A 19,995-nucleotide genomic window follows, 5' to 3' on the forward strand; every position below is an offset into this window, starting at 1 on the left:
GCGTTAGTTGCTCTTCACGGCATAGTCCGGCTTTTTGTCATTGCCCGGGATGTAGGGGCTCCACGGCTGTGCACGAATCGGCGCTTCGGTCTGCCACACCACCGAGAACTGCCCGTCGGCCTGGATCTCACCGATCATCACCGGCTTGTGCAGGTGGTGGTTGGTCTTGTCCATGGTCAGGGTGAAGCCCGACGGCGCGGCGAAGGTCTGGCCGCCCAGGGCTTCACGCACTTTGTCGACGTCGGTGGACTTGGCTTTTTCCGCCGCCTGCGCCCACATATGGATGCCCACATAGGTGGCTTCCATCGGGTCGTTGGTCACGGCTTTGTCGGCGCCCGGCAGGTTGTGTTTCTTGGCGTAGGCTTTCCAGTCGGCCACGAACTTCTGGTTCACCGGGTTTTCCACCGACTGGAAGTAGTTCCAGGCCGCGAGGTTGCCCACCAACGGCTTGGTGTCGATGCCACGCAGTTCTTCTTCACCCACCGAGAACGCCACCACCGGTACCTCGGTGGCTTTCAAGCCTTGGTTGGCCAGTTCTTTGTAGAACGGCACGTTGGAGTCGCCATTGACGGTGGAGACCACAGCCGTCTTGCCACCGGCGGAGAACTTCTTGATGTTGGCGACGATGGTCTGGTAATCGGCGTGGCCGAACGGGGTGTAGACCTCTTCGATGTCTTTATCCGCCACGCCTTTGGAATGCAGGAACGAGCGCAGGATCTTGTTGGTGGTGCGCGGGTACACATAGTCGGTGCCGAGCAGGAAGAAACGCTTGGCGCTGCCGCCTTCTTCGCTCATCAGGTATTCCACCGCCGGGATCGCCTGCTGGTTCGGCGCCGCACCGGTATAGAACACGTTGGGCGACATTTCTTCGCCTTCGTACTGCACCGGGTAGAACAGCAAACCGTTGAGTTCTTCAAACACCGGCAACACCGATTTACGCGACACTGAGGTCCAGCAGCCGAACACCACGGCGACCTTGTCCTGGGTCAGCAGTTGGCGGCCTTTCTCGGCGAACAGCGGCCAGTTGGACGCTGGGTCTACCACCACCGGTTCGAGCATCTTGCCGTTCACCCCGCCTTTGGCGTTGATCTCGTCGATGGTCATCAGCGCCATGTCTTTGAGCGAGGTTTCGGAGATCGCCATGGTCCCGGACAACGAGTGCAGGATGCCGACCTTGATGGTCTCGGCGGCCTGGACGGTCCAGGTCAAACCCATGGCGGCAATGGATGCCGACAAAGTGAAAGCCTTGATCAAGCTGCGACGCTTCATGGTGCGATCTCCGTGTACCGATAATTGTTGTGGGGCAGATACACAGGGCTTTGCAAGGGCTGTGCCTGCTACGCCAGACACGGGTTTACCGGCGGGTTCGGGAGGTAAAGCCGCTCCGTGGCGCACCAGGTTGGCGCCACGGAGGCCGTTGGGTGCACGGCAGGCTTCAAAAGAGGGCGTTGGGCGACAATGCTTCAGGCGGTTGCGCTAATGCGTGACAGCAGCAAGCGATCCAGCGCCCACACCAGGACCAACGAAGCCCCTACCAACGGGAAAATGATCGCCAGCCCGAGCATGATCGCCATCGCGGTTTTCCACTTGGGCAGGTCGTGGCGCAGCGGCGGTACACCCAGTCCACCCTGGGGCCGGCGCTTCCACCAGATCACCACGCCGCTGACCGCACTGAGCAGAATCATCAGGCAGATCACCAGCACGATCAGTTGGTTGACCCAGCCGAACATCTTGCCTTCGTGCAGCATCACGCCGGTCTCGGTGGCGCGTGCGACCAGGTTGTAATGATCCCAGCGTACATCGGCCAGGACCTTGCCGGTGTACTGGTCCACGTGCAGGGTGGCGTCGTTGCGCGGGTCGTCGGCGAACACCGCGACGGTGAATACACCGGAGGCGGTGGTGGGGAAGGTAATGCTGTAGCCGGGCTCGACCTTGCGTGTGTTGGCCAGGTCGACCACCTGTTGCAGGCGCACCGTGGGTGCGGCCGGGCCTGCGTGCATTGCGCCGTGATTCATATGCTCGGCGTGGTCGCCGGACATTGGCATCGGCGTGTTTTCCAGGGCCCAGGGCACGGTTTGCTGGGTGGCTGTGTTGAGCACACGGGCCTGCTGGTCGGACTGCGGCACGCTGTTCCACATCGCGGCTGGGAAGGTGTTCCACAGGTCGGCGTATTGCTTGCCCCAGAAGCCGGTCCAGGTCATGCCGCTGAGCAACATCACCAGCAGGAACGCTGCGCCCCAGAAGCCGGCGACAGCGTGCAGGTCACGCCAGAACAAGCGGCCACGGCTGCCGATGCGCGGCCATAACACGCCGGCCGAGGACTTGCCCCGCGGCCACCACAGGTACAGGCCGGACACCACCAGCATCACGCCCCAGCCAGCGGCCAATTCGATCAGGCGATCGCCCACGGTGCCGATCATCAGTTCGCCGTGCAGGGCGCGGACGATGGCTTGCAGGTTGTTGTTTGCGTCTTGCTCACCGAGGACGGTGCCGCGATAGGGGTCGATGAACACCGTCACCTCGTGGGCATCGTTGCGCATCACGAACTGCGCGCTGCGAGTGGCGCCGGCAGGGGGCAGGTATTTGCTGATCGCGGCGTGGGGGTAGGCGGCCTGGGCGCGCTGCAGTTGCTCGTCGGCGCTCAGCGCATGTTCGGCGGCGGGCACGGTGAGCAGGTGGCCGTACATCAGCGGGTCGAGCTGGGGTTTGAACAGGTAGATGATGCCGGTGAGGGCCAGCAGCACCATGAAGGGGGCGACGAAGAGGCCGGCGTAGAAGTGCCAGCGCCAGGCCAGGTTGTAGAAGGAAATTTTTTGTTGTGTGGTCATCGGCTGCTCCGCATAAGGCTTTTGATTTTTCTTGGTCTGTTACACCGTCATCGCAGGCAAGCCAGCTCCCACAGGGGACTGTAATCCACCTGTGGAAGCTGGCTTGCCTGCGATGCTTTTAGAAGCTCATGTCCACCTTGGTCCAGAGCGTACGCCCCGGCTCCTTGATGGCCTGCGGGTCGTTGGCTGGGTAACCGAAGCCTGCGTTACCGGCCAGGTTCAGATGCTCGGCGTAGGCCTTGCCAAACAAGTTGTCGACGCCGGTGCTGACCTTGAAGTGCTTGTTGATGCGGTAGGCCGCGTTCAGCGAGAACACGCCGAAGCCGCCACTCTTGTCGTAGTCCTTGCCGACCACGTTGCCTTTGTTCGGGTCGATACGGTGTTGCGCCGCGACCACCCTCCACAACGCACCAGCGCTCCAATCGTCTTCGCTGTAGGTCAGGCCCAGGCGCGTGTCCAGCGGTGGCATTTGTGGCAGGGCCTTGCCGTCGCTGCTGTTCTTGCCCCAGGCATAGGCGAGGCTGGCGTCGGCTTTCCAGTGTTGGCTCAGCTTGTACGCTGCGCCCACTTCGCCGCCCATGATGCGTGCGTCCACATTGCGCGCCTGGGAGGTGGTCCCCATCATGCCGGGCCTGTAGTCGAACAGGATGAAGTCGCGCACCTGGCCGACATAGCCCGACACCCAGGCTTCCAGGTCGGCGCTCTTGTACTGGGCACCGAAGTCGAGCTGGGTGGTTTTCTCGGGCTTCACGCCGTCGAATGCATTCACCGAACCGGCCGCGCCGGTGTTGGGGGAGAACAGTTCCCAGTAATCCGGGAAACGTTCCGCGTGGCCCAGGCCGGCATACAGCGTGGTGGGGCTGTCCGCCAGGTCGTGCTCATAACGCACAAAGCCCGAGGGCAATGTATCGGCGCGGGTGTCGCCGGCGGTCGGGTTCGGGCGCGACATCATTCCCGAGCCGGTGCGTTGACGGAAGTCCTTGGCCGAGGCGCGGTCCAGGCGTGCGCCGGTGATCAGGCGATCGTTGTCGGCGGCGTACCAGGTCAGTTCGCCGAACACACCGTAGTTGTGGAAATTGGCGTCCTTGTTGCGCGGCAAATCCTTATACGTGTCGATGCCCATGCTGCTGCGCGCACGGTGTTCATTGGTCTGCGCATCCAGGCCGCTGATCAATTGCACATCCGCCCAGCGCCAGGTGGCCTTGATGCGTGCGCCAAGGGTGCGGCGGTCGACGTTGGACGCCATGGGGCCCGCCATCATGCCGGTGCTCGAAGGGACACGCAGGCTGTAGTTGTCCATCACATGGTCGGCGTAGTTGTAGTAGACCTGGGCCTCGACCTTATCCAGCACCTCGCCGATATTGGATTTCTCGAAACGCAGCCCCAGGCTTTCGCGCAGGAACTGCGAGCCGTCCATGCCGCGACCGGCGTAGCGCGCTTCACCATCGCCACGCCCGGCGGTGAGTTCCAGCAGGGTGTCGGCGTCGGGCGTGAAGCCCACAGCCACGTCACCGTTCCACTTGTCATAACGCGAGGCGACGGTGTCGTTGTTGCCGTCCTTGTAGTCGTCGGCATGGGCCTGGTTGCCGATCACCCGCACGTAGCCCAATGGGCCGCCGGCAGCGGCATCGATGACCTTGTCGAAACGCCCGTTGGAGCCGGCCAATACGCTGGCGTTGACCCGTGTGCCCAGCTCGCCGAACTGCTCCGGCTCACGCTCGAACAGGATGGTGCCGGCAGACGCGCCCGGGCCCCAGAGCACGGTTTGCGGGCCTTTGATCACGGTGAGCTTGTCGTAGGTTTCCGGCGAAATGTACGAAGTTGGCGCATCCATGCGGCCCGGGCAGGCGCCGAGCATCATGCCGCCGTTGGTGAGGATATTCAGGCGCGAGCCGAACATGCCGCGCAGCACCGGATCGCCATTGGTGCCGCCGTTACGCACCAGGGCGAAGCCGGGGATGGTCTTGAGGTAGTCGCCGCCATCGCTGGCGGGCACCGGTTGGCGAGGGTCTTTGGGGTTGGTGACCACGGTCAGCGGTGAGCTAGGGGCGATCGCGGTGATGACGGTGGGGCTCAGCTCATGCTCGTCGGCGTGAGCGTGGGCAGCCAATAGTGCGCCGCATAAGGCGGTGAGCAGGGCAGTACTTCCCAAACGGGTGTCAGCAGAAAACCTGGACATGACAAATTCCATCAATCAATCGTAAACAACACGGCCAGCAGCCTGCGGCTGTCTGTCTAAAGTCGGCCGGGGTGAAGTAACGCTGTGAAGGGCTTACGAAACGATGGGCGGCGCACGGCTACGGGCGCCGGGGAAGATGCTCTGCCGGGCATGGCCCAGGCGCGTGGCGGGTGTGAGGGCGTTGGCGGGCGGCGGGGTGCCGAGGGCCACGAACGACACACTGCCGGGCAGGGCCGGGCAGCTGAATAGCAGGTCGCAATAGCCGCACTTGGCCCAGAGTGCGTGGTGTTCGGCTGGAGCTTGGGTGTGATGGGATTCACCGTGGTCGCTCGGCATATCCATGGGCATTTCCATGGACATACCGGCGTGATGATCCATCGGCATCGCCTGGGAAATCAGCGGACCGATAAAGATCATCAGCATGGCGAACAGGCTGATCCAACTGCCGCGCTTCACGCGGTAGTGGGGAGACAACCTGGCGCGAGGGGCGCCCATCGAGGTTGGCTTACTGGGCGTGCATATGCTCGTGACCCGCCATCGGTGGCGCTTTTTGCACCGACACTTGCACCTGGACCTTGCCGGCTTTCTCGAAGGTGAGGGTCAGCGGGAATTGCTTGCCATCGGCCAGCAGGCTGCGGTCCTTGAGGCCCAGCAGCATGACGTGATAGGCCATTGGCGCGAAGGTCAGCTCACCCTTGGCCGGTACGGCGACGCTGGGCACTTGTTGCATCTTCATCAAATCGCCTTGCATTACGTGCTCATGCAATTCGGCTTTCTCCGCCAAGGGCGTCTCGGCACTGAGCAGGCGATCCGGCGTCTCGCCAGTGTTATGAATCACAAAGTACGCCGCGACGGTTGGCGCATTCGGCGGCAATTCCTGGGACCAGGGATTGCTGACCTCCAAGTCTCCGGCCTTGTAGTCATCGGCATTGGCAGCACTGAACACCGGCAGCAGCAACGCAGCCAGAAGCAGGGAAGATTTAAGCATGGCAGTTCTCCAGAACGGTTCTAAACGCAGTTCACTTGCGAAGAAGTTCAGACCGTTGGAGAGGCGCGGGGGTTAAGGCTTGGCCATTGCTGGCGCGGGGTGGGATTGCGCAATAAGCGCGGCGGCAGGCTCTGCACCGCCTCGAAGCGCGTCACATACAACTGCGGCACATGCCCTGGCAACGCCACCAACGGCGCCGAACCCGAGCAACACCAGCAATGCTGCATAGCCGAGTGATCATCCGGCGGCGCCGGGATTTCCAGCTTGCCCAGGGCAATCGCCTTGAGGCTCGCGCCATTGGACGAACAGAACCCGCCCCACATCAGACGCTTGATCGGGTCATCCGTCTGCTGCATCGCACTGGCCAACGGCATGGCAAACGCATTGAACAGCACTGCAAGGCAGGCGATCCAGGCAATTGCAAAGCGTTGACGGGCCATGGCGGATAATCCGTAGGGTTAAACGATCAGGCGGGTATTTAGCCTGATCGGGGGGGATAAGTAAAAAGGGCGGGTGTGGTTTGGTGTCGCAGTGGTGGGTTTGAGGATAGACGAGAACGGCCGCTTGCCAATTTTGCAGAAGGGACGCAGCGTACCAGGCGGGCTGATCGTTCCCACGCTCTGCGTGGGAATGCCGCGTTGGACGCTCTGCGTCCGCTTTTAAAGCCGTGACGCGGAGCGTCACAGGATGCATTCCCACGCGGAGCGTGGGAACGATCAAGTCAGGTATAGGGCTTTTTCCAGCCAATGGTTGCGCAGTTGATTGAGCTAGCGCCTTGGCTGGCTGATCTACTACCGTCATTTGATAACGCAATTCCAAAGTGTGTGCGGGCTTGCTCGCGAAAGCGGTGTGTCAGTCGCTGGATGTTTCGGCCGACACACTGCCTTCGCGAGCGAGCCCGCTCCCAAATTATGCAGCGGGTACGCCGTGGACCTGCATATCGACCCCCAGGGCTTTTCTAATCACGGCAAAAATCGCCGCAAGGTTATCCATGCTGGGGTTGCCGCTGGCCGAAAGCATTCGGTGCAGGCTTTTGCTAGGTTTGGCGGTTTGTTTCGCAAGGCCTTCAAAGCCTACTGTGGCGTTGACTAAATCACGCAGGATCACGCGAGATATTTCCGGCTCGCCATTGAGAAATAGCGTAGCGGCCTCGTCGAGAAGCGCTTGGGCGAATGCAGGGTCTCGCTGGGCACGTTCAGCGATGGTGTGTTTGTAGCTACGGGTAAGCGCCATGCTGGTCACCTCTTTTGTTTCAATTTCTTGTCACGCTGATACTCGTTAATCAGCGACTTTACGACCTTGATATCGCGCTTTTGACTGGACTTATCACCACCACCGAACAGGATGATTAATCGATGTCCTTCTCGTATCAAATAGATTCGCAAGCCGGGTCCCCAGTCGATACGGTATTCGCCTAGCCCATCGAACCACTTGATGTTGCTGGTGTTGCCTGTTTCAAGCCGAACTAAAGCGGTTGAAACTCGAGTTGCCGCTGGGACACTCAAGGATGAAAACCACTCATCGAACGGACTGGAATCGTTGTCGCGTTGGTATTCTTCGATCTCAATCATTAGCCGTCCTGAAGGTAACAAATAGGTTACTAATCAAGCAAGCGAGCGATCCTGACTCATCGAGTGAAGTTTGCCAACGCGCTGAGTGTTTCTTCAGACGACAGGAATTCCCTATCTACTTGAGCCAACACCGGCCGCTTCAACACCAACACCTGCACCCCACGCTCACGCGCCACTTCCAGCTTCGGCTCGGTGGCGGTGCTGCCGCTGTTCTTGCTGATCAGCACATCAATTCGCCGTTCTTCGAATAACGCCCGCTCGTCCTCGATGAGGAACGGCCCGCGTGCGCCGATCACTTCACAGCGCTTGTTGCCCGGATACACATCCAGCGCGCGCAAGGTCCAGAACTGCTCGGCGGGGATTTCGTCGAGGTGCTGCAAGGGTTCGCGACCCAAGGTGAACAGAGGGCGCTTGAAGGGTTTGAGCGCTTCGACCAATTCGGCCCAGTCGGCGACCTCTCGCCAGTCATCCCCCGGCTGCGGCTGCCAGGCCGGGCGTCGCAATGCCCAGCAAGGTACGCCGCATGCCCTTGCAGCCTCGGCCGCGTTGCGGCTGATCTGCGCCGCATACGGGTGCGTAGCATCAAGGATCAGGCTGATGCGTTCGGCACGTACAAACTGCGCCAGGCCTTCACTACCGCCGTAGCCGCCGACCCGCACCTGGCAGGTGAGGTCGGTGGGTACGCGGCCCACGCCGGCCAGGCTGTAGACGTGTTCAGGCCCCAAGGTGCGGGCGATGGCCAGCGCTTCCGTGACGCCGCCCAGCAGCAGAATTCTTTTCATAGCGGCTTGATCACTTCCAGCAACGTGATCGGCAGTGCCTGGCGCCAGGTATCGAACTCGCCCAAGGGCTGCGCCTGGGCCACATGGATGCGGGTCAGTTCGCCGCCATGCTCGGCACGCCAGTTCATCAAGGTCATTTCGCTTTGCAGGGTCACGGCATTGGCAACCAGGCGGCCACCGGGGCGCAGGTGTTGCCAGCAGGTATCGAGCACGCCGTCGCGGGTGACGCCGCCGCCGATGAAGATGGCGTCTGGTGTTTCCAGGCCGCTTAACGCCTCCGGCGCCTTGCCGCGAATCAGTTGCAGACCGGGCACCCCGAGGGCGTCGCGGTTGTGTTCGATCAGGCTCTGGCGGCCGGTGTCGGCTTCAATCGCCAAGGCACGACAGCTGGGATGGGTGCGCATCCATTCAATACCGATGGAGCCACTGCCCGCGCCCACGTCCCATAACAGTTCGCCCGGCATGGGCGCGAGGCGGGCGAGGGTCATGGCGCGCACATCGCGCTTGGTCAGTTGGCCATCGTGTTTGAAGGCTGAGTCCGGCAAGCCGGCAAGACGCGACAGACGCGGTGCGTTCGTATCCGCCAGGCAGTCGATGGCGACCAGGTTCAAATCGGCAACCGCGGTGTGCTCCCACGCTTGCGCGTGCCCGTCGATACGCCGTTCAGCCGGGCCGCCCAAGTGTTCAAACACACTGATGCGGCTGGGACCAAAACCGCGCTCGGTTAACAACGCAGCAATCAAGGCGGGACTGCTGCCATCATTGCTCAGTACCAACAAGCGCACGCCACTGGCCAAATGCGCGTTGATTGCCGCCAATGGCCGCGCCACTACCGACAATGTCACCACCTCCTGCAACGGCCAGCCCACGCGCGCCGCCGCCAGGGATACCGACGAGGGCGCTGGCAAAATCGTCAACTCCTCAGCCGCCACTTGCCGGGCCAGGCTGGCGCCGACGCCATAGAACATCGGGTCGCCACTGGCCAATACGCACACAGGCTCTCCACGCCGCGACAACACCGGCTCCAGGGAAAACGGGCTCGGCCACAGCTGGCGCTCGCCACCAATACACTGCGGCAGCAGGTCCAACTGGCGCTGAGCACCTATAATCCGCGTGGCGCGCAGCAAGGCATGCCGGGCATTCCTGCCCAGGCCTTTGAAGCCGTCTTCACCGATGCCTACAACCGTCAGCCAGGGCGACATATCAATTCCTTGAACGACATCCGACGGGCAGGCTTTTCATGCCGCCGGACAAAGCAGGCATAATACCGCGCCTTTACCCGTCAACCGGTAGCCCCGTGAACCCAACGCCCGCTGTGAATACCTTGCGCCCCTCGGCTTGTCCGGGGTTGCTGCGTATTGTGCAGGCGTTGGACGGCGGCATTTGCCGAGTCAAATTGGCGGGCGGCGCGATCACTGCCGCCCAGGCCCACGCCGTGGCGGACGCGGCCCAGGCGTATGCGGGCGGGGTGATCGAGGCGACCAACCGCGCCAACCTGCAGATCCGCGGCATCGGCGCCGAGCAGGAGGCGTTGATCGCCCGGCTGCTGGCGGCGGGCCTGGGCCCCAGCAACGCGGGCGGTGACGACGTGCGCAACCTGATGCTCAGCCCCAGCGCCGGCATCGACCCGCAGATGCTGTTCGACACCCGCCCGCTGGCCGCACAGATCCTCGCCACTCTGGAGAACCATCCGCGTTTCCATGAATTGTCGGCCAAGTTCGCGGTGCAACTCGATGGTGGCGAGGACCTGGCGATGCTCGAACATCACCACGACCTGTGGTTATCGGCCTTCGTACGCCACGGCGAAACCCTGCTCGCGTTCGGCCTGGCCGGCTGTCCGGGCCTGGATGCGCCCCTGGCCGCCGTGCCATTGGGCCAAGGCCTTGAGTTGGTAGTGGCTGTGCTGGAAACCTTTCTGGACCTCGCCACCCCAGAGCAAACGCGTATGCGTCATTTGCCTGTGGATAACGTACTGAGCCATTTGCGCTTGCCGTTGCTGCCAATCGACGGCTTCGAGCGCCCGCCCAGCGACCCGTCGCTCCAGGTGGGCACTTATCCACAAGTGCAAAAGAATCAGTTCTACGTCGCCGCCCTCGCGCCCTTGGGCCGCCTGGACCCGACGATGCTCAAGGGCGCCGCACAACTGGCCAGCGACTATGGGGACGGCACCTTGCGCTTCACCCCCTGGCAAGGTGTGCTGGTGCCCAACGTCGAAAAGCCTCACGCCGTGACCGAGCGCCTGGCGCAACTGGGCTTTATCTGCTCGCTCGGCCACCCGCTGGCGCGCATGATTGCCTGCACCGGTTCCAGCGGCTGCGCAAAAGGCCTGGCCGACACCAAGGCCGACGCCGTGCAACTGGCCGCTCTGCAATCGGGCGTTGAGGTGCATCTGTCCGGCTGCCCGCGCTCCTGTGCTGCCGCGCACACCGCGCCAGTCACCTTGCTGGCGGTGAGCCCCGGCCACTACGACCTCTATTTTCGCGATGCAGCCCAGCCTGGTTTTGGCCGGCTGCACGCGCGCACTCTTTCCATTGAAGCGGCGGGCGCCCTGTTGCGCGCTCGTCCACGGAGCAACACCGATGATTGATTACATCCGCGACGGTCAGGAGATCTATCGCAACTCCTTCGCCATTATTCGCGCGGAAGCCAAGTTGGACCGCATCCCGGCTGATTTGGAAAAACTCGCGGTGCGGGTGATTCATGCGTGCGGCATGGTCGAAGCCATCGACGGCCTGCAATTCTCCGAAGGGGCCGGCAAGGCCGGGCGTGACGCGTTGGCCGCTGGCGCGCCGATTCTGTGCGATGCGCGGATGGTCTCCGAAGGCGTGACTCGCACACGCCTGCCGGCCAATAACCAGGTGATCTGCACCCTGCGTGACGACAGCGTGCCGGAGCTGGCGCGGGAGCTGGGCAACACCCGTTCCGCCGCCGCCCTTGAGCTGTGGCGCCCGCACCTGGAGGGCAGCGTGGTGGTGATCGGCAACGCGCCGACCGCGTTGTTCTACCTGCTGGAAATGCTCGACGCCGGCGCGCCGAAACCGGCGTTGATCCTCGGTTTCCCGGTGGGTTTTGTCGGCGCCGCCGAATCCAAGGCCATGCTCGCCGCTGACAGCCGTGGGGTGCCGTTCGTGATCATGCAAGGTCGCCTGGGCGGCAGCGCCATGGCTGCCGCCGCCGTCAATGCCCTGGCCACGGAGGTCGAATAATGCAGGTGCGCGGACGTTTGCTTGGCCTGGGCGTAGGCCCCGGCGACCCGGAACTGATCACCGTCAAGGCTCTGCGCTTGCTGCGCGAATCGCCGGTGGTGGCGTACTTCGTGGCCAAGGGCAAGAAGGGCAACGCCTTCGGCATCATCGAGGACCACCTGGTGCCGCAACAGACCCTGATGCCGCTGGTGTACCCGGTGACCACCGAAGTGCTGCCCGCGCCGCTGTCCTACGAGCAAGTGATCAGCGACTTCTACGACAACGCCAGCCTCGACGTGGCCGCGCACCTGGACGCGGGCCGCGACGTGGCGGTGATCTGCGAAGGTGACCCGTTTTTCTACGGCTCCTACATGTACCTGCATGACCGCCTGGCCGAGCGCTACGACGCCGAGGTGATTCCAGGCGTGTGCTCGATGCTCGGTGGTGCCTCGGTACTCGGCGCGCCGTTGGTGTATCGCAACCAGAGCTTGTCGGTGCTCTCGGGCGTGTTGCCCCACGAGGACCTCAAGCGCCGCTTGGCGGATGCCGATGCCGCAGTGATCATGAAGCTGGGGCGCAACTTTCCGAAAGTGCGCCAGGTGTTGGAAGAACTGGGTCTGGCCGAGCGGGCGTTGTACGTGGAACGCGCGACCATGGCCAACCAGAAGATCGTGCCGCTGGATCAGGTGGAGCCGATGTCGTCGCCGTATTTCTCACTGATCATCGTGCCCGGTGAACGGTGGCAAGGTTGATGACCCCGGCGATTGTGATTCTGGGCCAGGGCAGCCTGGCGACTGCGCGCAAGCTTCAGCAGGTTTACCCCGGCGCGTTGATCCACGGTTTGGCCACACGGGTTGAAGGTGCAGACCGCACCTACAGCGAATTCGGCGCGACCTTGCGTCAGCTTTATCAGCAGGGCACGCCACTGATTGCCCTGTGCGCCGCGGGCATTGTGATCCGCACCCTGGCGCCGTTGCTGCTGGAAAAGGGCGAAGAGCCCGCCGTGCTGGCCGTGGCCGAAGACGGCAGCGCGGTGGTGCCGTTGCTCGGTGGCCTGGGTGGCGTGAACCTGATGGCGCGCGACATTGGCGCAGCACTCGGCGTGTCTGCCGCCATCACCACCAGCGGCGAGTTGCGTTTTGGCACCTGCCTGCTCAACCCGCCAGCGGGTTATCAACTGGCCGACATCGAGTTGGGCAAACGCTTTGTCTCCGACCTTCTGGCCGGCGAAAGCGTGCGTATCGAAGGCACGGCGCCATGGCTGGAGGACGCTAACCTGCCTCAGGATCAACAAGCGCGCCTGGCGATTCATGTAGGCAGTGCCGAGCGCACACCGACAGCCAACGAGTTGCTGATTTACCCGCAGAATGTCTACGTTACCTGCCGGCCGGGTGCGCAATTGGCCGAGCGTGTGCGCACGGCGTTGCAGGAGGCGGGCGTGGCCGTGCAATCCCTGGCCTGCTTGCTGGCCAGCGACCTGCAGATGGCTGACGCGTCCTTGCATGAGGCCGCGTCGGCCTTGGGTGTACCGTTGCGCTTTGCCGCGCTGACACCCGTTGCGGACATCAGTATTACCGTGGCCGAGCAGCCCTTGGACCTGTCACAGGTTGGGCGCCCGCGCGGGCGGCTGGCGGTGATTGGCCTGGGCCCCGGCGCCGCAGAACTGATGGTGCCGGCGGTGAAGGCGGAACTGGCGCGTTGCACCGATGTGCTGGGCTATGAAACCTACGTGCGCATGGCCGGGCCATTCCGTGACGATCAAGTGCAACACTGCACCGACAACCGCGAAGAAATGCAGCGCGCCCGCCACGCCTTCGAGCTAGCTGCGCAAGGCCGCTCGGTGGTGGTGGTGTCCTCTGGTGACCCGGGTGTATTCGCCATGGCCGCGGCGGTGATCGAGGCGCTGCACGAGTCCAGCGAGCCGGCCTGGCATCAGGTCGACCTGGAAATCCTGCCAGGGGTCTCCGCCTCGCTGGCCACCGCCGCCCAGGCAGGCGCGCCGCTGGGGCATGACTTCTGTGTGATGTCGCTGTCGGATAACCTCAAGCCTTGGTCTATCATCGAAAAACGCCTGGACCTGGCTTCCCAGGCCGACCTGGCCTTGGCGTTCTACAACCCGATCTCGCGGTCGCGGCCTTGGCAACTGGGGCGCGCCCTGGAAATCGTCGCGCTGCATCGCACGCCACAGACGCCAGTGGTGCTGGGCCGTGACATCGGCCGCCCAGGCCAGACACTGCGCGTCACCACCTTGGGGCAACTGACGCCCGAGCAGGTGGACATGCGCACCATGGTACTGATCGGTTCATCCACCACTTGTGTGTTCCCGCGTGCGGGTGGCGGCGAGTGGGTGTACACGCCACGTTGGTATGGCAACAAACCCAACTCCTGAAACAGCCCCGTTGGCTGCCGGAAAGCTCCGAATATCCCAGGGATTCCCCTGGCGTTGTTCGGAGCTTTTTCTTTTTTATGCGATGAAAACCGCACGCCTGCCCGCCGCGCCTTGTCATTGCTGGACGCTGGTTTTGGGCGGGGCAGGCCAAGGGATGTTTGTCGCATGGAAACCCCGCCGCTCCCTGGACTAGTGTGGAAGCAAGCCCCATGTGGGGTGCTTGTGGAGAACAGAAAATGGAGCGACGTCACAAAAGGATCAACAGCAAAAAAAGGCGCAAGTTGATTGCCGCCTACAAGTTACCGGGCGCACCTGCCAGGCAGGCCACGGCAGTGTTGGATAGCGAGGATGATTGCAATGCGGCCGTGGTCAACAACGGCGTGATTTCGTTTGCCGAAGGCTTGTCGGCGTTGAATCGGGAATACGTGCGCAAAAGCTATCTGCTGGCCAGCAGTTATGTGAGCGATGTGCTGAACGTCCAGCGAGGCAGCGAGGCGTGGTACGAGGAATTTATCAAGGTTATGGTCAGCCTGGGGTGGCTGCCGCTGCGCAGTCGCTTTGAGCGAGTCTCGCGTGCGGGCAAGGGCCTGACGGTGCAACTGGCGGCGCTGAATATCATCGCCTCGATGCTGACGTCGACGGCGCTGTCCGGGCCACTGCTCAGCGCATTGCCAAAGCTGGCTGCCGATGCGCTGGACGCACTGAAGCGCCAGCCAGCATCTTTCGAGCTGTTCAAGCGCAATTGCGCAGTGCGTGAGGGCGGCGATTTCGGCCTGGCCTCCTGCGTTGAAACAGACGGCGAGTTGATCATGGTGCTGGTGACCTACAGCACCCATGGTGTGGATAAACAGGTGGGCCTGCCCTTCCTGGAGTGGGACAGCTCCTCGTTCGAGGCCTTCAGCGGGCAGACTTGCCTGGTGCTCAATACCTCGATGGTCAACGAGAAAACCATCCAACTGATGCGCGAAAGCGCCGGTGACAAAGTGGAAATGGCTATCGCCAAATACCGGATCTAGGGCACCAGGTAGCCGCGTACCCCGGTAAAAATGATTTGCGCGGCCAGGGCGCAGACGAACAGGCCCATCAACCGGCTGACAATCTGCAAGCCCTGGTCGCCGAGAATGCGTTCGATACGGTTGGACAGGTACAGCACCACGCCCACCGTCAGGCTGGCCAGGGCAATACTGAGGATGGCGGTGAGCTTATCGTCCCAGTGCGGTTGGCTGACGCCCATCACCAGTAAGGCGCCAATGGTGCCGGGGCCGACGGTGAGCGGGATGGTCAGCGGCACGATGGTCACGTCCTGCTGCACGTTGTCGGTCTGCACCGCCGACTTGCCCTGAGCCATGCCTAATGCGGAGATAAACAACACGCTGCCGGCGCCGATACGGAACGCATCCACGGTAATGCCGAACACGCTGAAAATTACCCGACCGAACAGGTAGAGCAACACGCTCGATACCAGGGTGGCCAGTGCAACTTTCCACGCCAGGCGCCGACGCTCCTTGCTGGAGTAGCCACGGGTCAGGCTGATAAAGCAGGACAGCACAAAGAACGGGCTGTAGAGCACCAGCATCTTCAGGTAAACGCTGAACAACACATGGAGCATGGGGGCGGCTCGCGGGCGGGGAAAGTGTGGAGGAGTCTATCCGACACAGATCAAATGTGGGAGCTGGCTGATCGTTCCCGCGCTCTGCTGATCGTTCCCATGCTCTGCGTGGGAATGCATCCAGTGACGCTCTGCGTCGCGTTCAAGCAGGACGCGGAGCTTACCGGGCGGCGTTGCCACGCGGAGCGTGGGAACGATCATCAGGAAAGGGTGCTGTGCTCAGGGCGCTGTTGGCGCTGCGCCACCCAGTAGTCCACCAGCTCGCGCAGTTGCGACAGTTCCACCGGCTTGGCCATATGCCCGTCCATGCCCGCCTGGCGTGCGCGTTCTTTGTGTTCCGACAGGATATGCGCGGTAAGCGCCACCACCGGCGTGCGCACGCGTTGATGGCTGATTTCCCACGCCCGCAGTTGCTGCGTGGCGGAGAAACCATCGAGGATCGGCATCTCACAGTCCATCAATACCAGGTCATAACGCTGGGCTTTCATTGCCTGCAGCGCTTCTTCGCCGTTGCTGGCGGTGTCCGGGTTGAGGTTGAGCTTGCCGAGCATGCCGCGAATCACTTTGGTGGAGATGCTGTTGTCTTCGGCTACCAGGATGCGGAAATCGCTGGGCACGGTAATGGCTGCCGGTGCGCTGGGGGCCGGGCGTGCAACGAGGGCGCCTTTGCTGCGCTGGGTCAGCTCATCGGCCAGGGTGGTCTTGAGGGTATAACCCGCCACTGGCTTGGCGAGAATGCGCTTGATCCCACAGTTGCGCGCAATGATCTTGCTCGGCGCGTTACTGATGCCGGTGAGCATGATCAGCAGTATGTCGTGGTTCAGGCTCGGATCTTCCTTGATCTTCGCCGCCAGTTGCATGCCGGTCATGCCGGGCATGTTCTGGTCCAGCAGCACCACGTCAAAGTAATCACGCAGGTGCGCTTTGGTACGCAGCAGCGCCAGGGCCTCCTTGCCCGAAGGCGCGGCGCTGACGTTCAGGCCCCAGGCCGTGCACTGCTGCACCAGCACTTTGCGGCAGGTGTCGTTATCGTCCACCACCAGTACGCGGGCGTCCTTGAGCGGGCCGTCGAGGTCGCTGGTCGGATGCTCCAGGCGTTCCGGGTCCAGGGGCAGGGTCAGCCACAGGGTGCTGCCCTGGTGACTGCCGCTTTTGATGCCGAACTCGCCGTTCATCAACAGGATCAATTGGCGGGCAATGACCAGGCCCAGGTGGCCGCTCAAGCGCGTCGCCGAGAGGAAGTTCTTGCTGTGCAGTTCGCTGTGCAGCAGGGCGTCGCGTTCGGCGGCTTCCATGGGTACGCCGCTGTCTTGCACGGCAATGCGCAGGCGTGGCTTGGGGCTGCGCTCATCCAGGGCGACGACGATCAGCACTTCGCCTTCATCGGTTTTGTGCAGGGCGTTTTCCAAAAGGCTCAGCAGCGCCTGGCGCAGTCGCGTCGGATCACCGCTGATCACCCGTGGCACCTGAGGCTGGATAAAGCTGATCAGCTCGACATTCTGCTGCTCGGCCTTGGCGCGGAAGATGCTCAGGCAGTCGTCGATCAATGCATTGAGGTCGAACTGCACATCATCCAGTTCGATCTGACCGGATTCGAGCTTGGAAATGTCGAGAATTTCGTTGATCAGGGTGAGCAACTCGTTACCGGCGCTGTGGATGGTCTGCACATAGTCGCGTTGCTTCACCGACAACGGCGTGCCCAGCAGTAACTCGGTCATGCCCAGCACACCGTTCATGGGCGTGCGGATTTCGTGGCTGATCTTCGCCAGGAACTCGGCCTTGGCGGCGATTTCGGCGTTGCTGGCCGCCAGGTCGCGGCTCAGGCTGAAGCGGGTTTCGACAATGGCGCGCTGGCGCTCGCCGAGGGCCAGGCTCATCAGCAGGCCGCTGAGGCAGATAAAGCTCAGCAGGGTGACGATCAGGCCTTGTGGCGCCACCAGGGTGAGGCCGAGCAGGGCGGGCAGGATGATCAGCGTGCCGATGTTGAACACCACCATGGCCGCCACGAACAAGCGCGCCGGGCGGTAGCCTTTTTGCCAATGATAGGCCGAGACGAACAGCATGCTCAGGCCCGCCAGCGCGACCAGGGCATAGGTGATGATGTTCAGCGGCAAGGTGTTGACGAACAACAACAGCAAGCCGCACAGGACGATCAGCAGGATGTCCGCCATCAACACTTTGTTCAGCGGATGCGGGCCCAGTGGCATGAAAAAGCGGTAGGCAAACATCAACCCGCAGGGTGCGGTCAGCAGTAGGGCCAGGTAGGCGCCAGGGGTCTGGATCGCGTGCCAGTTCGGCAGCCACGGCCCCACCAGGTTGAGCAGTAGCGCCAGGCTGAGCATCAACAGGAATTCGCACGCGGCCAGCCACAGGCTACTGCGCGAGCGGTGGTAGGCGAAGCGCGTGAGGTTGTGCAGGATCAGCATCGACAGCACGCCGAACAGCAGACCGTAGATCAATGTCTGGTTCTGGTTGGCAGCGGCCTGCACCGCCGGTTCCAGGGTGATGTAAGGGCGCAGTTCGTGTTCCGAGACCAGGCGCAAATACACCTCCAGGGGCCGCGGGCTCTGGGGCATCGGTAACATGAAGTCACTGCTGGGCAACGGGCGCTCAGCCTGGGGTTGGCGAGTGCCGGTGATTTGCTGCTCCACCAGGGTGTCGCCGTCCAGTACGTACAGGCTCAGGCTGGACAGGTCCGGGGCAAACACCCGCAGCACTTGTTCGTGCTTGCCGGGTTGCAGCCTGAAGCGCACCCACAACGCACCGTCCGGCTGCGCGGCAGTGATCCGGTCCAGTTCGATGGGGCTGAATTGATTGGTATAGCGGGCGGAACGGATGTCGCTCAGTTGCAGGTCGGCCTGTTCATCAAGCAATACCGCCCAGCCACTGCCTTGTGCGGCGGCCTGGGCCGGTAGCAAGCAGAGCAGGGTCAGTAGACTGATTGTGAAACCTATGGCGATCCTGAGCCAGCGCACGGCGAAATCCCTTCGGTAGGTGGATGCACGGGTTAACTATGCGCGGGGCGACAGGGTACGGCAAGGGCCAAAGGCCCTTACCTAACCGAACGGATAGCTACTGCAAGTGTAGCTACTCAGTTGTTCTCACCACGTTCGCGGGCAATGGCACGGTAGCCAATGTCGGTGCGGTAGAAGCAGCCTTTCCAGTCGATTTTCGCCGCCAGTTTGTAGGCCTGTTGTTGCGCGGCATCGACACTGGCACCCATCGCGGTGGCGCACAATACGCGGCCACCGGCGGTTACAACTTTGCCGTCCTTGAGCGCGGTGCCCGCGTGGAACACCTTGCCTTCCAGCGCAGCGGCGGCGTCGAGGCCTTCGATCACATCGCCCTTGGCGTAGTCGGCAGGGTAGCCACCGGCCGCCAGCACAATCCCAACACTAGGACGTGGGTCCCACTGCGCTTCGACCTTGTCCAGGGCCTGGGCGAGGGCGGCTTCCACCAGCAGCACCAGGCTCGATTGCAGACGCAGCATCACCGGTTGGGTTTCCGGATCGCCGAAGCGGCAGTTGAACTCGATGACTTTGGGGTTACCTGCTTTGTCGATCATCAGGCCGGCATAGAGGAAACCGGTGTATACGTTGCCTTCATCCGCCATGCCGCGCACGGTTGGCCAGATCACCAGGTCCATGACGCGCTGGTGCACGTCGGCGGTTACGACGGGTGCCGGGGAGTAGGCACCCATGCCGCCGGTGTTCGGGCCGCTGTCGCCGTTGCCGACGCGCTTGTGGTCCTGGCTGGTGGCCATCGGCAATACGTTCTTGCCGTCGACCATCACGATAAAGCTGGCTTCTTCGCCATCGAGGAATTCCTCGATGACCACCCGCGAGCCGGCGTCACCAAAGGCATTGCCGGCGAGCATGTCGCGCACGGCGTCTTCGGCTTCCTGCAGGGTCATGGCGACGATCACGCCTTTACCGGCAGCCAGGCCATCGGCCTTGATCACGATCGGTGCACCTTTCTCACGCAGGTAAGCCAGGGCCGGCTCGATCTCGGTGAAGTTCTGGTAGTCGGCCGTGGGGATCTTGTGGCGAGCCAGGAAGTCCTTGGTGAAGGCTTTCGAGCCTTCCAGCTGGGCGGCGCCCGCGGTAGGGCCGAAGCAGTCCAGGCCACGGCTGCGAAACAGATCGACGACGCCTGCCACCAGTGGCACTTCCGGGCCGACGATGGTCAGGGAAACATTCTTCTCGGCAAAATCTGCCAGTTGCTCCAGGGCCAGCACGTCGATGGCGACGTTTTCGCACTTGGCTTCGATGGCGGTGCCGGCGTTGCCGGGGGCCACGAAGACTTTCTGCACGCGTGGGTCCTGGGCTACTTTCCAGGCCAGGGCGTGTTCACGGCCACCGCTGCCAATGATCAAAACATTCATTTCAAAAACCTCGTTAGGATGATCGTTCCCACGCTCTGCGTGGGAATGCCTCTACGGACGCTCTGCGTCCGAGGGACGCG

At 62.6% G+C, this 19,995-nt stretch carries 18 protein-coding genes; 5 read left to right on the forward strand and 13 right to left on the reverse strand.

From position 1 onward, the window contains the following. Positions 1–3 precede the first annotated feature (3 nt). From urtA to cbiE, 10 genes are all read right to left on the reverse strand, one after another. Complete coding sequence (urtA, locus tag BT199_RS15510) at positions 4–1,269, reverse strand: urea ABC transporter substrate-binding protein (RefSeq protein WP_003188149.1); 1,266 nt, start codon at positions 1,267–1,269, stop codon at positions 4–6. 194 nt (positions 1,270–1,463) lie between these two features. After that, positions 1,464–2,828 (reverse strand): PepSY-associated TM helix domain-containing protein, encoded by a 1,365-nt coding sequence (locus BT199_RS15515; RefSeq protein WP_072434904.1) that lies wholly within the window; start codon positions 2,826–2,828, stop codon positions 1,464–1,466. A gap of 118 nt (positions 2,829–2,946) precedes the next feature. Further along, positions 2,947–5,007 (reverse strand): TonB-dependent copper receptor, encoded by a 2,061-nt coding sequence (locus tag BT199_RS15520; RefSeq protein WP_072434906.1) that lies wholly within the window; start codon positions 5,005–5,007, stop codon positions 2,947–2,949. 93 nt (positions 5,008–5,100) lie between these two features. Further along, entirely contained in the window at positions 5,101–5,502 is a 402-nt protein-coding gene (locus BT199_RS15525; protein ID WP_032873444.1) for a DUF2946 domain-containing protein, read from the reverse strand. 10 nt (positions 5,503–5,512) lie between these two features. After that, complete coding sequence (locus BT199_RS15530; protein ID WP_072434908.1) at positions 5,513–5,995, reverse strand: copper chaperone PCu(A)C; 483 nt, start codon at positions 5,993–5,995, stop codon at positions 5,513–5,515. Positions 5,996–6,042: 47 nt separating this feature from the next. Further along, entirely contained in the window at positions 6,043–6,435 is a 393-nt protein-coding gene (locus BT199_RS15535; protein WP_003188156.1) for a DUF2946 domain-containing protein, read from the reverse strand. A gap of 469 nt (positions 6,436–6,904) precedes the next feature. After that, positions 6,905–7,228 (reverse strand): helix-turn-helix domain-containing transcriptional regulator, encoded by a 324-nt coding sequence (locus BT199_RS15540; protein ID WP_014716718.1) that lies wholly within the window; start codon positions 7,226–7,228, stop codon positions 6,905–6,907. Between the two features lie 5 nt (positions 7,229–7,233). Continuing rightward, on the reverse strand, positions 7,234–7,566 hold the full coding sequence (locus BT199_RS15545; protein ID WP_019818285.1) for a type II toxin-antitoxin system RelE/ParE family toxin: 333 nt from the start codon (positions 7,564–7,566) through the stop codon (positions 7,234–7,236). A gap of 56 nt (positions 7,567–7,622) precedes the next feature. Next, positions 7,623–8,348, reverse strand: a complete 726-nt coding sequence (locus BT199_RS15550) for a cobalt-precorrin-6A reductase (RefSeq protein ID WP_072434910.1) — start codon at positions 8,346–8,348, stop codon at positions 7,623–7,625. Further along, positions 8,345–9,550 (reverse strand): precorrin-6y C5,15-methyltransferase (decarboxylating) subunit CbiE, encoded by a 1,206-nt coding sequence (gene cbiE, locus BT199_RS15555; protein WP_072434912.1) that lies wholly within the window; start codon positions 9,548–9,550, stop codon positions 8,345–8,347. The genes BT199_RS15550 and cbiE overlap by 4 nt, the downstream gene beginning before the upstream one ends. Before the next feature lie 38 nt (positions 9,551–9,588). Between cbiE and cobG the strand changes: the two genes are divergently transcribed. From cobG to BT199_RS15580, 5 genes are all read left to right on the forward strand, one after another. Next, positions 9,589–10,935 (forward strand): precorrin-3B synthase, encoded by a 1,347-nt coding sequence (cobG, locus tag BT199_RS15560; RefSeq protein ID WP_032904724.1) that lies wholly within the window; start codon positions 9,589–9,591, stop codon positions 10,933–10,935. After that, positions 10,928–11,554, forward strand: coding sequence for a precorrin-8X methylmutase (locus tag BT199_RS15565; protein WP_014716722.1), 627 nt, complete (start codon positions 10,928–10,930; stop codon positions 11,552–11,554). The genes cobG and BT199_RS15565 overlap by 8 nt, the downstream gene beginning before the upstream one ends. Beyond that, positions 11,554–12,285, forward strand: a complete 732-nt coding sequence (locus tag BT199_RS15570; RefSeq protein ID WP_019818281.1) for a precorrin-2 C(20)-methyltransferase — start codon at positions 11,554–11,556, stop codon at positions 12,283–12,285. The genes BT199_RS15565 and BT199_RS15570 overlap by 1 nt, the downstream gene beginning before the upstream one ends. Further along, positions 12,285–13,922, forward strand: a complete 1,638-nt coding sequence (gene cobJ, locus BT199_RS15575) for a precorrin-3B C(17)-methyltransferase (RefSeq protein ID WP_032904018.1) — start codon at positions 12,285–12,287, stop codon at positions 13,920–13,922. Before BT199_RS15570 ends, cobJ begins: the two co-directional genes overlap by 1 nt. A 236-nt stretch (positions 13,923–14,158) precedes the next feature. Continuing rightward, entirely contained in the window at positions 14,159–14,938 is a 780-nt protein-coding gene (locus tag BT199_RS15580) for a hypothetical protein (RefSeq protein ID WP_019818279.1), read from the forward strand. On the opposite strand, the gene BT199_RS15585 is transcribed toward BT199_RS15580, so the two are convergent. The 3 genes from BT199_RS15585 to purD all read right to left on the reverse strand — a co-directional run bounded on the left by BT199_RS15585 (position 14,935) and on the right by purD (position 19,915). Next, complete coding sequence (locus BT199_RS15585; protein ID WP_003171467.1) at positions 14,935–15,531, reverse strand: MarC family protein; 597 nt, start codon at positions 15,529–15,531, stop codon at positions 14,935–14,937. The two genes, BT199_RS15580 and BT199_RS15585, sit on opposite strands and share 4 nt — an antisense overlap. A 200-nt stretch (positions 15,532–15,731) precedes the next feature. After that, positions 15,732–18,506 carry a hybrid sensor histidine kinase/response regulator gene (locus tag BT199_RS15590; RefSeq protein WP_072434913.1) on the reverse strand — a complete coding sequence of 925 codons (2,775 nt, stop codon included), beginning with the start codon at positions 18,504–18,506 and terminating at the stop codon, positions 15,732–15,734. A 116-nt stretch (positions 18,507–18,622) separates the two neighbouring features. Beyond that, positions 18,623–19,915, reverse strand: coding sequence for a phosphoribosylamine--glycine ligase (purD, locus tag BT199_RS15595; protein ID WP_014716727.1), 1,293 nt, complete (start codon positions 19,913–19,915; stop codon positions 18,623–18,625). Positions 19,916–19,995: the final 80 nt, after the last annotated feature.

Source organism: Pseudomonas sp. NFR02 (genome assembly GCF_900119375.1).
Taxonomy (GTDB): Bacteria; Pseudomonadota; Gammaproteobacteria; order Pseudomonadales; family Pseudomonadaceae; genus Aquipseudomonas; species Aquipseudomonas paracarnis.

Coding starts and splice junctions, on each gene's coding strand:
- urtA (WP_003188149.1), bottom strand. CDS start 1,269: ATGAAGCGTCGCAGCTTGATCAAGGCTTTCACTTTGTCGGCATCCATT.
- BT199_RS15515 (WP_072434904.1), bottom strand. CDS start 2,828: ATGACCACACAACAAAAAATTTCCTTCTACAACCTGGCCTGGCGCTGG.
- BT199_RS15520 (WP_072434906.1), bottom strand. CDS start 5,007: ATGTCCAGGTTTTCTGCTGACACCCGTTTGGGAAGTACTGCCCTGCTC.
- BT199_RS15525 (WP_032873444.1), bottom strand. CDS start 5,502: ATGGGCGCCCCTCGCGCCAGGTTGTCTCCCCACTACCGCGTGAAGCGC.
- BT199_RS15530 (WP_072434908.1), bottom strand. CDS start 5,995: ATGCTTAAATCTTCCCTGCTTCTGGCTGCGTTGCTGCTGCCGGTGTTC.
- BT199_RS15535 (WP_003188156.1), bottom strand. CDS start 6,435: ATGGCCCGTCAACGCTTTGCAATTGCCTGGATCGCCTGCCTTGCAGTG.
- BT199_RS15540 (WP_014716718.1), bottom strand. CDS start 7,228: ATGGCGCTTACCCGTAGCTACAAACACACCATCGCTGAACGTGCCCAG.
- BT199_RS15545 (WP_019818285.1), bottom strand. CDS start 7,566: ATGATTGAGATCGAAGAATACCAACGCGACAACGATTCCAGTCCGTTC.
- BT199_RS15550 (WP_072434910.1), bottom strand. CDS start 8,348: ATGAAAAGAATTCTGCTGCTGGGCGGCGTCACGGAAGCGCTGGCCATC.
- cbiE (WP_072434912.1), bottom strand. CDS start 9,550: ATGTCGCCCTGGCTGACGGTTGTAGGCATCGGTGAAGACGGCTTCAAA.
- cobG (WP_032904724.1), top strand. CDS start 9,589: ATGCCGCCGGACAAAGCAGGCATAATACCGCGCCTTTACCCGTCAACC.
- BT199_RS15565 (WP_014716722.1), top strand. CDS start 10,928: ATGATTGATTACATCCGCGACGGTCAGGAGATCTATCGCAACTCCTTC.
- BT199_RS15570 (WP_019818281.1), top strand. CDS start 11,554: ATGCAGGTGCGCGGACGTTTGCTTGGCCTGGGCGTAGGCCCCGGCGAC.
- cobJ (WP_032904018.1), top strand. CDS start 12,285: ATGACCCCGGCGATTGTGATTCTGGGCCAGGGCAGCCTGGCGACTGCG.
- BT199_RS15580 (WP_019818279.1), top strand. CDS start 14,159: ATGGAGCGACGTCACAAAAGGATCAACAGCAAAAAAAGGCGCAAGTTG.
- BT199_RS15585 (WP_003171467.1), bottom strand. CDS start 15,531: ATGCTCCATGTGTTGTTCAGCGTTTACCTGAAGATGCTGGTGCTCTAC.
- purD (WP_014716727.1), bottom strand. CDS start 19,915: ATGAATGTTTTGATCATTGGCAGCGGTGGCCGTGAACACGCCCTGGCC.